The sequence below is a fragment of the Bdellovibrio bacteriovorus genome (assembly GCF_001592745.1).
Taxonomy (GTDB): domain Bacteria; phylum Bdellovibrionota; class Bdellovibrionia; order Bdellovibrionales; family Bdellovibrionaceae; genus Bdellovibrio; species Bdellovibrio bacteriovorus_B.
The window spans coordinates 454,304-469,274 of sequence record NZ_LUKD01000005.1 but is presented as its reverse complement, the minus strand read 5'-3'; the positions used below and the strand labels follow the sequence as shown (position 1 = coordinate 469,274).

At 45.6% G+C, this 14,971-nt stretch carries 14 protein-coding genes and 1 tRNA gene; 9 read left to right on the top strand and 6 right to left on the bottom strand.

Going from position 1 to position 14,971, the window contains the following annotated elements:
- Positions 1 to 13: 13 nt before the first annotated feature.
- Positions 14 to 105, bottom strand: a tRNA-Leu gene (locus AZI87_RS12900).
- A gap of 106 nt (positions 106 to 211) precedes the next feature.
- Here AZI87_RS12900 and AZI87_RS12895 point away from each other — a divergent pair.
- Positions 212 to 586 carry a cupin domain-containing protein gene (locus AZI87_RS12895; protein ID WP_063207757.1) on the top strand — a complete coding sequence of 125 codons (375 nt, stop codon included), beginning with the start codon at positions 212 to 214 and terminating at the stop codon, positions 584 to 586.
- A gap of 4 nt (positions 587 to 590) precedes the next feature.
- On the opposite strand, the gene AZI87_RS12890 is transcribed toward AZI87_RS12895, so the two are convergent.
- Together AZI87_RS12890 and AZI87_RS12885 are read right to left on the bottom strand one after the other, a co-directional pair.
- The gene (locus AZI87_RS12890) at positions 591 to 1,268 is read right to left on the bottom strand and encodes an RluA family pseudouridine synthase (RefSeq protein WP_063207754.1); all 678 of its coding nucleotides are present in this window, start codon (positions 1,266 to 1,268) and stop codon (positions 591 to 593) included.
- On the bottom strand, positions 1,265 to 2,167 hold the full coding sequence (locus AZI87_RS12885) for an HNH endonuclease family protein (RefSeq protein ID WP_253696795.1): 903 nt from the start codon (positions 2,165 to 2,167) through the stop codon (positions 1,265 to 1,267). The genes AZI87_RS12890 and AZI87_RS12885 overlap by 4 nt, the downstream gene beginning before the upstream one ends.
- A 272-nt stretch (positions 2,168 to 2,439) precedes the next feature.
- On the opposite strand from AZI87_RS12885, the gene AZI87_RS12880 reads away from it, so the two are divergent.
- From AZI87_RS12880 to AZI87_RS12855, 6 genes are all read left to right on the top strand, one after another.
- Entirely contained in the window at positions 2,440 to 2,637 is a 198-nt protein-coding gene (locus tag AZI87_RS12880) for a hypothetical protein (RefSeq protein ID WP_063207751.1), read from the top strand.
- Positions 2,638 to 2,776: 139 nt separating this feature from the next.
- Positions 2,777 to 3,424: a TetR/AcrR family transcriptional regulator gene (locus tag AZI87_RS12875; RefSeq protein ID WP_063207748.1), complete on the top strand. Its 648-nt coding sequence runs from the start codon at positions 2,777 to 2,779 to the stop codon at positions 3,422 to 3,424.
- Positions 3,421 to 4,851, top strand: a complete 1,431-nt coding sequence (locus tag AZI87_RS12870) for a TolC family protein (protein WP_063207745.1) — start codon at positions 3,421 to 3,423, stop codon at positions 4,849 to 4,851. The genes AZI87_RS12875 and AZI87_RS12870 overlap by 4 nt, the downstream gene beginning before the upstream one ends.
- A 2-nt stretch (positions 4,852 to 4,853) precedes the next feature.
- A complete protein-coding gene (locus tag AZI87_RS12865; protein ID WP_063207742.1) occupies positions 4,854 to 7,955 on the top strand; it encodes an efflux RND transporter permease subunit in 3,102 nt (1,033 codons plus the stop codon).
- A 217-nt stretch (positions 7,956 to 8,172) separates the two neighbouring features.
- Positions 8,173 to 8,634 carry a MerC domain-containing protein gene (locus AZI87_RS12860; protein ID WP_063207738.1) on the top strand — a complete coding sequence of 154 codons (462 nt, stop codon included), beginning with the start codon at positions 8,173 to 8,175 and terminating at the stop codon, positions 8,632 to 8,634.
- A 224-nt stretch (positions 8,635 to 8,858) separates the two neighbouring features.
- Entirely contained in the window at positions 8,859 to 9,236 is a 378-nt protein-coding gene (locus AZI87_RS12855) for a high-potential iron-sulfur protein (protein ID WP_253696794.1), read from the top strand.
- A 76-nt stretch (positions 9,237 to 9,312) separates the two neighbouring features.
- On the opposite strand, the gene AZI87_RS12850 is transcribed toward AZI87_RS12855, so the two are convergent.
- Positions 9,313 to 10,980: an AMP-binding protein gene (locus tag AZI87_RS12850; RefSeq protein ID WP_063207735.1), complete on the bottom strand. Its 1,668-nt coding sequence runs from the start codon at positions 10,978 to 10,980 to the stop codon at positions 9,313 to 9,315.
- Between the two features lie 195 nt (positions 10,981 to 11,175).
- Between AZI87_RS12850 and AZI87_RS12845 the strand changes: the two genes are divergently transcribed.
- Together AZI87_RS12845 and AZI87_RS12840 are read left to right on the top strand one after the other, a co-directional pair.
- A complete protein-coding gene (locus AZI87_RS12845) occupies positions 11,176 to 12,258 on the top strand; it encodes a proline-rich domain-containing protein (protein ID WP_155722565.1) in 1,083 nt (360 codons plus the stop codon).
- On the top strand, positions 12,248 to 12,718 hold the full coding sequence (locus AZI87_RS12840; protein WP_063207729.1) for a peroxiredoxin: 471 nt from the start codon (positions 12,248 to 12,250) through the stop codon (positions 12,716 to 12,718). The genes AZI87_RS12845 and AZI87_RS12840 overlap by 11 nt, the downstream gene beginning before the upstream one ends.
- A gap of 149 nt (positions 12,719 to 12,867) precedes the next feature.
- Here AZI87_RS12840 and AZI87_RS12835 read toward each other — a convergent pair whose 3' ends face one another.
- Positions 12,868 to 13,947 (bottom strand): tryptophan 2,3-dioxygenase family protein, encoded by a 1,080-nt coding sequence (locus AZI87_RS12835; protein ID WP_063207726.1) that lies wholly within the window; start codon positions 13,945 to 13,947, stop codon positions 12,868 to 12,870.
- Complete coding sequence (locus AZI87_RS12830; RefSeq protein WP_063207723.1) at positions 13,944 to 14,969, bottom strand: threonine aldolase family protein; 1,026 nt, start codon at positions 14,967 to 14,969, stop codon at positions 13,944 to 13,946. Before AZI87_RS12830 ends, AZI87_RS12835 begins: the two co-directional genes overlap by 4 nt.
- Between the last annotated feature and the right edge of the window lie 2 nt (positions 14,970 to 14,971).

Genomic DNA, 14,971 nt, shown 5'->3' with positions numbered 1-14,971 from the left:
AAAGAGAAAGGAATGGTGCCCCGGGCCGGAATTGAACCGGCACGCCCCTGTAAAGGAAGCCCAGGATTTTAAGTCCTGTGCGTCTACCAATTTCGCCACCGGGGCACGCGAAGGACAATCGAACCATTTCTGGCTACAAACGTCAATATCAGACCCAATGAGTTAGCTGATAATTTTTGATTCTGCCTATAATTTAGGATATTCCGTAGAGGTGAAGATTATTAAACGCGCCGAATTTCCTCATAAGCAGCTTTCCTCGCATCGAACAGGGGAAGTTTTCTCTCGCTCTGTGGTTCTTTCAGAATTGCTGGGGATGAAGGACATCTTTGTTCATCACGATGTCATAGCTCCAGGGCAAAGAGCTTCCAGTCCGCATTGTCACACTGAGGTTGAAGAGTTTGTTTTTGTTATTAAGGGAACAGCGACAGTTCATGAGGGAGACCAGGCTTCATTCGCAGGGCCGGGTGACTGTGCGGTGTTCTTTCCGCAAAACGAGAACAAGCATTTCGTTGCGAACGATTCGAATGAAGACCTAGAAATCCTGGTGGTTTCTAAATCACTCAACACCGTTGATGTCGTATATTAATATTTTAAGATAAAGTCTTTTCCATCTCTTTGAGATCAGCTGGAAGAGGGCTCTCGATCATAATCGGTTCATTTGAGAAGGGATGCGTGAACTCGAGTCGAAGAGCGTGTAACATAAGCCGGGGTGCCGTAGGTGTTTTCGGCGAAGGGTAAATATCATCCCCGAAGATTCCTAATCCTGCCTCAGCGAGGTGAACACGGATCTGGTGCATTCTTCCTGATAAAGGCTTTGCTTCAATCAGAAGTCCCTTTTTAAATGTCTTCAACCTGCGAAACAAAGTGTGAGCTTTGTCTCCACCGGAACGAACGGATTTCATTTTTATTTTCTTAAGCACGGGGTCGCGGACTTCGGCCAGGTGGTTTTTAACTTCCCACTGGTCGGGGCACTTTTTTAAAGCTGTTAAGCAAAGATAGGTCTTTTGGATAAGATGCTTCTTAAACATCTCGGCCAGTGGCTCATTCGCTATTTTATTCTTCGTGAAAATCATTACACCTGAAGTGTCCCGATCTAAACGGTGATGCAGGCCTAAATAAAAATCAGCACTGCGCTCTTCGCGCAGTTGTTTTTTTAATTGTGTGAAAAAGTCGGGGCGGCGTTTATCAACAGTGGGCTGTGAAGGAAGGCCAGCGGGTTTTTCAGCAGCGAGGAAATAATCATCCTCAAAGAGGATCTTTAGACTCATCTTTTATTGATCATGCAGAACTCGATATTGTCATTGATGTACTGACGTTGTTCTTCGAGTTGCTCTTTAGTGATGCGGAAATCAGAAGCGCGGCAGCCGTAATTTGTGAAAGTCTCGTGGATGGCTTGGGCTTCGTTCGCGTTCATGTTCAATTTCCAGATAAATTTCACCGCCAACCAGTCTTTGATGTACTGACAGCGATATTCCAAATTCGGTGGCATGTAAGCTTCAGGACCGCGATCACCTTTAGACATGTTTTGGCTCGCGCCCGCAGGAATCAAGTGATTGCGGTAGCCCATGTAGTTAGCGTAAAGGCAGCGAGTTTTATAGTCCCATTGGTAAGCACCAGAGACATAGGCATTCTTCAAAGGAACCATGTGGTCGATTTGAATGGCGCGAGACGAAGTCACTTGATCGCCCGTGTACGGGTCATCCCACAAGCCATCTTCAACAACGCAATGGCGTTCATTACGATAAGTCACTTCGCCCAGGCTATCTCGAACTAAAACTTTCGCGCGCGTGTTCATGCAAGTGTCGTCTGTAGGGTCATTGATCCAACGGCCGAAGTGAAGTTTACGGATATATCCTTCTTCTGGAGTGGGGCGGTCCTCGTTATGAAGAGTCCACTGCAAAAGATTATAGACCAATTTTTTTGCCGCCATCACGATGAACTGATGAGGCCCGATTTGTTCAGTGAATTGGGAGAAGTCGCGCAAGTCATAAGCGGCTTTAGGTCCGCCGATCTGACTGGTTTTCTCGTTAATCGTATAATACTCGTGATAAACGACTTGAGGCTTTGCAGCGGCGCTGGAGGCTGAGGAGTAGGGAACTGTGGACTCTGCCTTGGCCGTAAATGCCAACAGCATCGTCAGTAATAATGTCCCCTTAACGAAATTCATCGGGCCCCCTCCGCGAATCGGACTCATTAAGCCCCAGTTCGCAGATAGATTCAACAAAACAATGTGTTAGGATTTTGTTGAAATTACACACTGTGCATCAAGTCCCATATAAGAGGAGAATTTGCATCTTTTTCGAGCAAAATTACGAAGATTTTAAGCCTCAAAGCGGCATTTCCATGAAGTTTCTATACGGTCGGTGGAGATCTGTTTGTTCTTGTACACAACAAATCTTTGGTTCAAGCTTGGAAGTGACACAACATAGGAGTACTTCAATGAACCTTAAAACAATCCTTTTAACTTCCGCTGTAGCTATGATGTTGGGTGCTTGCGCTCATACAAAATCTCATGATCATGCCGGTTGCAATTGCGGCCACAAAACTGAAATGAAAAAAGAATGCTCTGGGACCGAGTGCGCTGTTGATAAAAAGTGCGCGGACTGTCAAAAGAGCGAAGCCGCAACTGCTAAGTAAATTTTTGGCCTTTGATTTTTCATTTAAACCCTTGGTTCACCAAGGGTTTTTTATTTTTCACGATGATGTATTGAAGCCCAATTCAATCGTTTGATTAAATCATTTGATTTAATTTGAGGCTCAAACTACCTTTGTCCTCATGAATTTCATCAAAGATGTCACAGCAGACGAGCTTGGGCCTCGTCAGAAAATCATGGAAGCCGCGACCGTGCTCTTCGCACATGAAGGTCTTCACGGCACCAGCACTCGAGACATCGCCAGAGAATCCGGATTAAACTTAAGCTTGATTAGTTATTATTTTGGAGGCAAAGAAGGCCTCTATAAAACTGTCATTCAAGAATTCGTCCAGAATATTTTCCTGCAAATCGATAAAGTCGTAAACGATTTCGAGCAAGAAGAAGTCTGCGAAAAGTCTTTGCGTCGCGCGATTGTTTCACTCGTGAATGCAATCATCGATATGCGTGCGGCAAATCCTTTGATGGCGAAAATCATGACGCGTGAAAAGCTTTCGGGAATGCCGTTTTCTCGAGAGATTCACGAAAGCATGATGATCAGCTCGGGCGAAAAAATTGAAATGATTATTTTAAAAGGGCAGAAGGCGGGGATTGTAAATAAAAACATCAATCCGCGTTTTTTCATTGTCTGCCTGGTTGAAGGTATTTTGGGTTATTTCAACATGCTTGATTGCAACTGTTCTTGGAATGACGGGCTTTATGAAATGCCGGAACAGCGACAACAGTTCATTGATCAGATTTCTATGATATTTTTAGAAGGGATTTTTAAATGAAAAAGGGAGCCGTCGTAGGTTTACTGCTTTGGATGTGGCAACCGCAAACTTTTGCGATGAATCTGCAAGAGTATTTAAAAACAGTCGAATCAAAACACAAGGGTCTTCAGTCTTACCAATCAAGTCAGGATGCGGCCTTGGATCGTCGTGAAGCGGCGGACATTGAGCTTGTTCCGCAGCTCACTGCTGGAGTGGGCTATTTAAGTGATAAGAGTCCTTTAGGTCAGTTTGCGCAATTGGGGGGAACTCAGACCACGGCGAAGGATTTGCGCCTTGGATTGGGTAAAAAGTTTTCTTCAGGCACGGCCGTATCTGTGACCGCAACGGCCAGTGAAGTGGAAAACGAAGGGGCTTTGCTAAATCCGATGTTCGGTAAATTTTCGTATGGCTCTTTAGGTCTTTCACTCAGTCAATCACTGTGGAGAGACTCTTTTGGTCGTGCGACTCGTTTGCGTTGGCAGCGCCAGGATGCTGCGACCGAAGCTGAAGTGGGCAAGTTTGACTTACAAAAGAAAGCTCTTTTAGTCGAAGCGGAAGCGGCTTATTGGGATTATATTTATCAGATTGAAAACCTTAAAATTGGTCGCGCTTCTTTAGAGCGCGCAAAACGCATTGAAAACTGGACACGTCGTCGTGTGAATGACGGAATCAGCGACAGGGCGGATTTATTGTCGACACAAGCCCTGGTGGCGTCTCGTCAATTGACGTTGGTATCTGCAGAAGATGACTTGGCGGCAGCAAAAAGAAAGATCCGCGATTTCTTAGAACTTTCCGATGCTGAAGCCTTCCCGGATATCACAGGTGATATTTCTCAAAAACGTCCTTTAACATCCATGGTGGATGGTAAGGACGGTAAGGTTGTGGCATTAAATGCGTATCTGGCATCATTGAATGCGAAGGCCATGGCTTTAGTCGCTCGTGAGACGGAAGATGCTTATAGACCAGATCTGGTTCTTTCCGGGTCTTATGCTACAAACAACTTCCAACCTGATAAAAGTATTTCCGATGCCACTTCAAAGTGGACGGACACAAATCTTCCAACGTGGAAGGCCGGTTTAAATCTCGTCTATCTTTTTGATACGGACGTAAAGACATCCGCCCAAGCGGCAGCTCGCAAAGACGCCTTGGCAGCAAAGCTTCAAGGTGAGCGCGCCATGCTGGACAGTGAAAGTTCTTGGATTGAGTTAAATCGCCGTTACGTTGAAATGACAAAACGTGTGGATTCAGCGACGCAAATCTCTCAGTTGCAATTGCAAGCGGCTAAAGCGCAGGCTGATCTTTTCAATAAAGGCCGCTCGATCACGGCCAACGTGATCACGGCAGAGCAAGATGCGGAAGAAGCAGAACTTGCATTGACGAAATTGAAATCAGAACAAAGAAAAATGGAGGCTCAAGGACGTCTGTTTGTCGTCGTTGAGGAGAAATAAGAATGAACTTACCAAGTTTATCCATTCGTAGACCCATCTTTATTTCATGTATCGTCATCTTGATGCTGATTCTTGGTGCGTTCTCGCTAAAACGCATGCCCGTGGATATGTTTCCTGATGTGACATTTCCGGTGCTTTTTGTGCAAGTGACTTATCCGGGGGCTTCGCCTCTGGATTTGGAAAAACAAGTTTCTAAGCTTATCGAAGATGAAGTCGGAAGTATTTCAGGTCTTAAAACCCTGACTTCAAACAACCTTGATGGTGTGGCGATCGTGGTGTTGGAGTTCCAGCTAGGGACCGACATCAAAGAGGTCGAGCAAGAGGTGAGGAACCGTCTTGGAAATATTCGTCGTGATTTACCAGCGGATATTTACGAGCCGGTGATTCGCCGTTTTGACCCGGCCGATCAGCCCATCGTGGTTCTTGCAATCACGTCGGATCTACCTGAAGGACAAGCCTATGACTTAGCCAATGAAACGATCAAGCCTCAGTTTGAGCGTTTGAAAGACGTGGGTCAGGTGGATATCTTCGGTGGAAGAAAGCAAGAAATTCACGTGATCGTGGATAAGAACAAGCTTCAAGATCGCAAGATTTCGATGCTTCAAGTGTCTCAGCGTATTTTAGATACTTCGAAGGATACGCCGATTGGTAAGATTGAAAATCCACGCAATGAAACGACACTCAGGACTTCGGGAGAGTTTGATGCTCTTAAACAGATTGCCGAAGTAAACGTGAATTTCATTGGCTCGGATCGCGCGGTGTTAGTGCAAGATATTGGTAAAGTGGTGCGCAGTCTTGAAGACCAAAAAACAATGGGTCGTATCAAGGGTAAGTCCGCTCTTCTTATGAATATCTATAAGCAGCGTGGTGCGAACACGGTCGCTGTTGCGGAAAACGTGAATAAGAATATTCAGAAAATCAACGCCTTCCTTAAAGAAAGAAAAATCAACGGGGAAGTTTCGTTGGTGCGTGATACATCTCGTCCTATTCAGTTGAACGTGTACGACGTGAAAGAATCTATCATTATCGGTATTATTCTTTGTGTGATCGTCGTGTTCTTCTTCTTGGGATCGGCTCGGTCGACATTTATCACCGCAATGGCTCTTCCGAACTCCCTTTTGGGTGGTTTCGTGATCATGTATGCCATGGGCTTTACGATCAACCTTATGACCTTGTTGGCTCTTTCTTTGGCCGTGGGTCTTTTGATCGATGACGCGATCGTCGTGCGGGAAAATATCTTCCGCCACTTGGAAATGGGTAAAAAACCAAAAGATGCTGCATTAGATGGTACAAAAGAAGTGGCGATGGCTGTTATCGCAACCACTTTGGTTGTTATCGCGGTGTTTGGTCCAATTTCATTCCTTCAAGGGATCGTCGGACAGTTCTTTAAACAGTTTGGTTTAACCGTCGTCTTTACGATGTTGATTTCGTTGTTTGACGCCTTCACGGTGGCTCCAATGCTTTCAGCTTACATGGCGCACCCGAACGAACATCATAAAGGCACGGGCGTCATCGGAAGAATGCTATCGGCGTTTGACCGCTTTCAAACTCGTTTGGAAGATATCTATGAAAAAGGTCTGAAGTACACATTGGCCAATCCTAAAAAGATTTTGCTGGGTGGGACTTTGATTTTCTTCGGTTCTTTGGTGACGATTGCCTTTATTCCAAAAACTTTCCTTCCGTCGCCGGATAACGGAGAGTTTAACGTGAACATCGAGATGCCTGTGGGCTCTTCGTTGATGGCGACCAGCGCATTTACGGAAAAAGTTGAGAAGGTCTTTGAAAACGACCCGGCCGTGGACATGGTTCTGGCGGTTGTCGGTAATACAAACAATGAATCTAATAAAGCGATGTTATTCGTGCGTCTGGTAGAGCGTAAAAAGCGCTCTATGTCGACGACGGACTACAAAGAAGAGATTCGTAAGAAAATTAAGCAGTTTGAAAAAGAAGCTATCGTCGCCTTGGGTGACATCGACGCCGTGAACTCAGGACAAAAACCTTTGAACGTCAATATTCAAGGGGAGAATTTAGAAGAGCTAAACGCGTATGCGGTGAAACTTGTGGAGCGCATGAAGAAGATTCCGGGTTTGGTTGACGTCGACACGAACTTCCGCTCTGGTAAACCTGAATTCCACGTGATCTTTGATCGCGCGAGATCAGAGGCGTTAGGTGTTTCTACGGTGACAGCAGGTGCAGAGCTTCGTAATCGCACCGAAGGAAATGAACAGGCGATTTTCCGTGAAAATGGGATCGATTATAAAATCCGCGTGCGCTTTGAAGAGATGTACCGTGATTTGCGAACTCAGTTTGCAACAACGTTGGTGCCAAACTCCAACTTCAACATGATTCCACTTTCCCGTATCGCTAAAGGCGAAGAGACGTTTGGTTATTCTCAGATCAACCGTCAGAACAAGGGTCGTTACATTCAGATTTCTGGAAACTTGGCTAAGGGTGGTGCTTTGGGAACAATTTCGGCCGAGATTGAAAAAATCATTAAGACGGAGCTTCCACCACCGCCAGGAATTGATTACAAGTTCCAAGGTCAAGCAGACGACTTTAAAGAGCTCATTGAAAATATGCTTCTGGCAATTTTCTTAGGTGTGACATTCATCTATCTGGTTCTTGCGAGCTTGTATGAAAGTTTCATCACGCCGTTTTCCATCTTACTCGCATTGCCTTTGGCGATGACGGGTGCGTTCTTGGCTCTTCTTATTTTCGGTAAGACGATCGACATCTTCTCGCTGATTGGTATCGTCCTCTTGCTGGGTGTTGTGGCGAAAAACTCGATCCTTCTTGTGGATTACACGAATCAGTTGATCCATGAAGGTTTAGAGCGTAATGCGGCTTTATTAAAAGCATGTCGCACGCGTCTTCGTCCGATTTTGATGACCTCCTTGGCGTTGATCGCAGGTATGATTCCAATCGCGATTGGATTAAACGAAGCTTCCGCGATGAGAACGTCCATGGGTATTGCGATCATCGGGGGTCTTGTAAGTTCGACATTGCTGACGCTTCTTATTGTGCCAGCAGCTTACGGATTTATCGAAGACTTCAAAATGTGGTTCCGCGCTAAATTGGCAAAGATCACGGGGTATCAACCTTAAGATTTTTCAGAAACTTTTATCTCAATGCAGTCCTCAAATCGTTATTTTCGATGGCGGACTGCTTTTTCGTGTCTAAATTGGTTGAGCTCACATTTGAGTCTTCTATATAAGAGGCTTGTACCTTCTTCATCTTTCTTATTTGAAACGAAGGATCCTGAGGATCTAGTTGACAGTGACTTGCATTTAGGACAAAAGTAAATGACCAAAGGCGGTCCGCATGGATGAGCAAGTTATCATCGAAAAACCTATGAAAATTGATTCTTGTTGTGAAGTGGACCACACACAGCACGCGACTTTCGAGGAAAAAACAGACCGTTGGGATAAAATCGGTATTTTTCTTTCCAGTCTTTGTGCGCTTCATTGTCTGGCGACACCGCTATTAGTTCTAGCTTTGCCCGTTCTAGGAGAGTTCTTCCATCAAGAGTGGGTTCACTTGGTCATGGCTTTGTTTGTTGTTCCGGTGGGTCTTTTCGCGTTCTGGTCGGGTTATAAACATCACAATCAGATGAAGGTGTTCGCTTTAGGCGTTGTGGGTCTTACTATGGTCGGCGGCGCTTCGCTTCTTCCGCATGAGTGGGTTGAAGTTTACGAACACGACGTTGTCACGATTCTGGGAAGCATCTTCCTCATCACCGCGCACATTTTAAACCGTCGCGCCTGCCTTTGTCATAAGCACTAAAGTCACTCCAATATGGGTTGGGAAGGCCCGTGCCTTTTCATTTTTTAAGACGGGAAGACGGTTTTTCCTTCTTAAATACGTCCTCTCCCTGAAGTTTTCAGCTAAGGTTCAATCCTTAAGTCTAATTTAAGATTGTGCAACATAAAGTGGCGCGCGGCGCATAGTAGTTGAAAACTAAATGAAAGCTAATATGATTGGTTAATGAAAAACCAATCGGAGGCAACATGATCGAGAACAAAATGAATCGTCGCGGTTTCTTTTCAGCATTTATCAAACTTACTGGCGTAGCAGTGATTGCTCCTACTGTTTTGAACTCTGTTTTCTCTTCAACGGCAGCAGCTCAGAAAAAACGTGGTGGCGCGGCTCCAGCAGCCGGTGGCGGAATGCCTTTGGTAGACCCGAATGATTCTGTCGCTAAAGCAGTGAAATATGTTGAAGACTACAAAAAAGCTCCAGAAGCTAAAGGCAACCACTGTGCGACGTGCAGCTTCTACGCTAAGAAAGAAACTAAGAACGGTAAAGAAGCCGGTACTTGCACCATCTTCGCAGGTAAACTGGTTTACGCTGATGCTTGGTGTGCTTCTTGGAATAAGAAAGCTTAATTTTTTAATTAGCAGTTCCAAAAGAAAAAGGCCGACACAATGTCGGCCTTTTTTATTTCTTAGTCTTGAGTTGAAACTAAGCTTTTACGGTGTCACGCAAAGCACGACGAAGGATTTTTCCTACGTTCGTTTTTGGAAGCTCCGTTCTGAACTCTACAAGGCGAGGCGTTTTGTAACCAGTGAGGCTCTTACGTGCGTGAGCAATCACTTCTTCTGCCGTCAGATTCGGATCTTTCTTCACAATCACAGCTTTTACAATCTCTCCAGAGTGCTCATCAGGAACGCCGATCGCCGCGACTTCAAGAACGCCCGGGTGAGAAGCAATGGCTTCTTCCACTTCATTCGGGTAAACGTTGAAACCAGAAACAAGGATCATGTCTTTTTTACGGTCCACGATCTTAAAGAAACCTTTTTCATCAACGGTCGCAACGTCACCGGTGCGTAGCCATCCGTCTTTAAGAACTTTTTCTGTCTCTTCGGGTTTATTCCAGTAGCCGGCCATGACTTGAGGCCCTTTACACACCAGTTCACCTGGTTCGCCAGGCGCCACTTCTTGATCGTCGTCGTTCAGAAGTTTGATCTCGGTGCTTGGGAATGGAAGACCAATGGTGCCCACGATGTCTGTGCCATCAATAGGGTTGCAGCAAACAACCGGAGAAGCCTCTGTCAATCCGTAACCTTCGACGATCACGGATTTTGTTAGCTCCATCCATTTTTCGGCGACCGGTTTTTGTAAGGTCATCGCACCCGCAACGCTGATTTTCACTTTTGAAAAATCAATGGTCGTAAAGGCGGGATTGTTCATCAAGGCGTTGAATAATGTATTCACGCCCGCAAGGACGGTGAAAGGCGATTTTTTCATCTCTTTGATAAAAGCAGGGATGTCGCGTGGATTTGTGATCAGAATATTTTCTGCACCATAGCGAAGTAAACCCAAGCAGTTTAAAGTCAGGGCGAAGATGTGATAAAGAGGAAGAGCCGCAATTGCAATCTCTTCACCTTCACGCAATTTCGGTTTCATCCAATCACGGATTTGCAAAACATTAGCAAGCACGTTGCGGTGTAAAAGCATCGCGCCTTTAGCGACACCCGTCGTTCCACCTGTGTATTGCAGGAACGCGATATCATCCAAAGTCGTTGCGACTTTTTGAGAAGGCTTCATCGCTCCAAGTTCCAGTGCCTGACGGAATGTGTAGGCTTGTGGAAGGTTGTAAGCGGGAACCATTTTCTTGATGTACTTCACAACAGAATTCACCAGGATTCTTTTCGGTGCTGGGAAAAGATCACCGATCTCTGTGATAACAACGCTTTCGATCTGCGTGTCTTTAAGAATTTGTTCAAGCTGACTTGCATAGTTCGCTAAGATCACCACAGCTTTGGCGCCAGAGTCTTTGAATTGGTGTTGCATTTCTTTAGCGGTGTAAAGCGGATTGGTATTTACAATCGTCAGTCCCGAACGAAGAGCTGCGAAAGCGATGATCGGAAACTGAAGTACGTTCGGCATTTGAATCGCAATGCGATCGCCTTTTTTTAGTTTCAATTCGTTTTGTAAGAACGAAGCAAAAATTTGAACTTGGCGATCGAGTTCAGAAAAGGTGAGGCTGACTCCCATGTTCGTAAATGCTTTCTTTTGAGAAAACATGCGAATGGACTCTTCGTAAAGATCGAAAAGAGACGAATACTTCGTAACATCGACTTCCGGAGAGACTCCTTTAGGGTAGTGTTTAAGCCAGATCTTTTCCATCTTTCCTCCACGTTGCTTAATAAATTCTGTACTTTCCAAGGATAGAGTAAAGATTCGAGATGGGTAAAGTAAATTCTTGTTTTCATTCAGTCTATTTGCAAAACTTAAGCAATGCACCTTGTTCGCATCCTGGCCCTTGGGGCGCTTTCTTTAAGCCTGATTTCGTGTTTTTCCCGAGAGGAAAAACCGGCCTCTGTGGCAACTACTTCGGCGCCTAAACCGATCATGAAACCCACCAAAGTCGATGAGCCAAAAGATAAAAGCTTGAATGTATTTGCGCGTTATTTCGAACAAGCTGACTCCATTCATCGAGAGGCATGGTGGGTCTTAAATGATGAGCGCCGACCTGTGGGGAAATCCCCCTTTGGAAAAGTTCAGAGAGCTTTATTGTCCTCACAGAATATCAAGCTTTCCAATAAATCTCTTTTTAGCTGCGACCGTTATTTGGTCCAGCGTGATGTCATGGGTTTGAATGGTTTTCCGCAAAAAGCGGAGGTCTTCGAGAAATGCAGTGAGAAGTCGGCGGCTAAACGCATTGCTGCTTTTTCGGCGGCGCATGAGTTGGAAGTTCAAGTGACTTTTTATCCCGAAAACCTGCAAGAAATTTTGGGGCTTAATGCGGGGGTTTTAAATAAACCCATTCAGTGTACTTTGCGCGGAAACGACAAAGAGCAGTTGATTGCTCTAAATTGCAAAGACTGGGCGCAGGATCGTACACAAGAACAAATGGTGCGTTTGGATGTTTACGACTATCAAAAAGAAGGCCGTGATCTGATTAAATTGCGCGGAAAAGTGTACGAGAATCTGCGTGATATACGTAAGATCGTCGCCGATGTCCCGATGGCTGGTAAAATTCAAGTCACTGAAACAGAATTGTATGCACCGCCAGTAGAACCGGCACCTGTACCGACTCCAACTCCAACTAAGACACCGGTGAAGGCGGAGCGACCCGCGAATGCGCCTCCCTTGGAGCTTCCTCCTGAAGGCCAGGAACAAGTGCATGTGCAGGAGAATGGAGAGCCCGTTCAAGAACCCCAAGAGCCTGCTGCTTTAACGCCTTTGCCTGGATCGCCGGAACAGCCAACCTTTGCAATTCCTGCGGCGAGAGGTGTGGACCCGGATGTCATGATGCAACGGGCGGTGGAGCAGCAAGGTGGGCCGGTGATAGATGTTGAACCTCACCCTGAAAACCCGCAGAATCCAGAGGGTGGGGAGGGCGCTGAGCCCCAACCTGAAGCCCCGCAAATTCCTGCAGGAGGAGTGCCTCATGGCCGCTAAGATCGCAATGGGAAAGAAAGTTCCCAATTTTAAAATTCCTTCTTCTAACGGAGACACGTTTTCTCTGACTGATTTAAAAGGGAAAAAAGTAATCCTTTATTTTTATCCTAAAGACAGCACACCGGGTTGCACGACCGAAGGCATAGAGTTTAACGAATTACTGGCGCAGTTTAAAAAGCAGAACGCGGTTGTCTATGGAATTTCACGCGACAGTTTGAAATCTCATGATAAGTTTATCTGCAAGTACGACTTTAAGTTTGAACTTCTTTCTGATGAAGACGAAGAAGTTTGCCAGCTTTTCGACGTGATCAAAGAAAAGAACATGTACGGCAAAAAAGTGATGGGTATTGAGCGCAGTACTTTCGTGATCGACGAAGATCAAAAACTCGTCGGAGAATTCCGTAAGATTAAAGCTCAGGGGCACGCGGCTGAGATCCTGAAATTCATCAAAGAACTTTAATTGTCTGCGTTTCTAAAGGTTTCCTAAACGTTTAGATCGGCAGGGATTCGTGTTTAATGTCTGCCGCGTCCGAATTTCTAAATAAGTTGTTGATGATTATTAAAAACAGAACTTAAAAAGAAAGGCGCCGAAGGGCGCCTTTCTTTTGATTAATAATGAAAATTCATTCTATCCGTCATCGACTTCGGAAGTGGTGGAACTTTCGAGCGAGGGATGAAGAAGGTCGTAAGGTTAAAGAAATCTCCGAAGATCTTGTGTTTCGCTGTCGCATCGGCAAGATACTTGTGACCACTTGATCCGCCAGTGCCGATCTTCTGACCTAACATACGCATCGCCATCAAAGCATGGCGATAGCGCCACGTTGTCATAGTCTCATCGATATCCAAAAGGGCACGGATGATACGGAACGGAGTTTGAAGGGCCGGCTGATCGCGATAAATCTGAATTAACAAAGCCGCGTGCATACCTTTGTAGCTCAGGCGGAATTGGCCCTCTTTGCGCAGTTGTTCAAAGGCTTGTTCGTCAAAAAGAGCATCGAAACTTTTTAGAGTGGCCTGTAAACCTTCGATGTTTTTCTTTTTATCTTCATCGCTTAGGCGCGGATTGTTTTTCACAATGTCCATGTCTTCTTGGAACATGGTTGCCACGGCTTTTTTATATGAATCCCAGAAGTTAAAATCTTCACCTTGAAGGAAGGGCGTGCGCTCTAGCCACTTTTCGACAGAGTCGTAAAGAGACGGTTGCGAGATCACCTTTTGCATTTCGCCCTGCTGACTTCCGCTTAAGGACTTATAAAAAGGCGCTTGGTTGTAAGAAAGGCGATCGTCCATGCGCAAGCCCAATTTCGTTTCTAACAAACGCCACTGGAAGCTTTGAAAGCCGGAAGCCGGGTAAAGCATGTCGCGGAAATCTAAGAAATCAAGTGGGGTCATGGTTTCTAAAATATCGACGTGCCCGATGATCATTTTCAAAATCGCCACGGATCTTTCTAAGCGCGCACTCATCAAACCCATGTCGGTTTCAGCGACTTTGGGTTTTTTGAAAATTTCTAGAACCGAATCCAATTCAAAAAGAACTTGTTTAAACCACAACTCGTAAGCCTGGTGCGTGATGATGAAAAGCATCTCGTCGTGGGCCGGCTTTCCGTACTCTTCGCTTTTACGATGCTGAGAGTTCAGTAAAGGATCTAGGCCCAAGTAGCTGTGATAATGCACCGGAGGGTATTTCATTTTGCAAGCTCCTTTAAAAGTTCGGCAAAGCCATCAATGTCTTCTTTTTGTGTGTCCCAAGAGGTCATCCAACGGCATTCAAAAGTGTTTTCATCCCACACGTAAAAGAAATATTTTTCGCGCAGGGTTTTCACCCAGTGACTTGGGATCGTTGCAAAGACCGCATTACTTTGCGGAACCTCGCGCACGTTCACACCAGGAATATTACGAACAGCCTCGTGCAGATACAAGGCCATAGTGTAAGAATGATCGGCGATCTCTTTCCAAAGACCGTTCTCTAAATATGCTTGAAACTGACAGGCGATAAAACGAGTCTTGGAAGGAAGCTGCGTGCTCTGTTTGCGGATGTATTTAAAATCCTGCGCCAGGTCCTTGTTGAGGAACACAACAGCTTCACCCATCATCAGGCCATTTTTCGTGCCTCCGAATGACACGACATCGACGCCTAGATCTGTCGTGAATTCCCTGAAGGATTTTTTCAAATAAGCCGCGGCATTGGCGATGCGAGCTCCATCGATATGCACATAAAGTTTTTTACTTTTCGCCCAAGTGATCAGCGATTTAAGTTCTTCCAGGCTGTAGGTTGTACCTAGTTCGGTCGGTTGCGTGATACTAAGAACCTGTGCTTGAGAGTAGTGCTGATCTCCTCGCCGAATGAAAGCTTTTTCTAAGTCTTCGACTTTCATCTTTCCGTTTGTGGTCGGAATAGGAACGAGTTTACATCCCGCTAAGAGCTCCGGGGCGCCACACTCATCGACGTTGATGTGAGAGACGTCTCCACAAAGTACGGAATGGTAGGGACGAGTCAGGGCTCGCAAAGCCGTTACATTCGCCGCTGTGCCGTTAAAAACGAAAAAGACCTGAGCGTCTTTCCCGAAGTGCTGACGAAAGTTTTCATTCGCTTGTTCGGTCCACTCGTCCGTCCCATAAGAGGGCGCGTGTTCAATATTGGCTTTAGCAAGTGAATTTAGAATCTGCGGGTGAATGCCAGCATGATTGTCGCTGCCGAAACCGCGTTTCATGA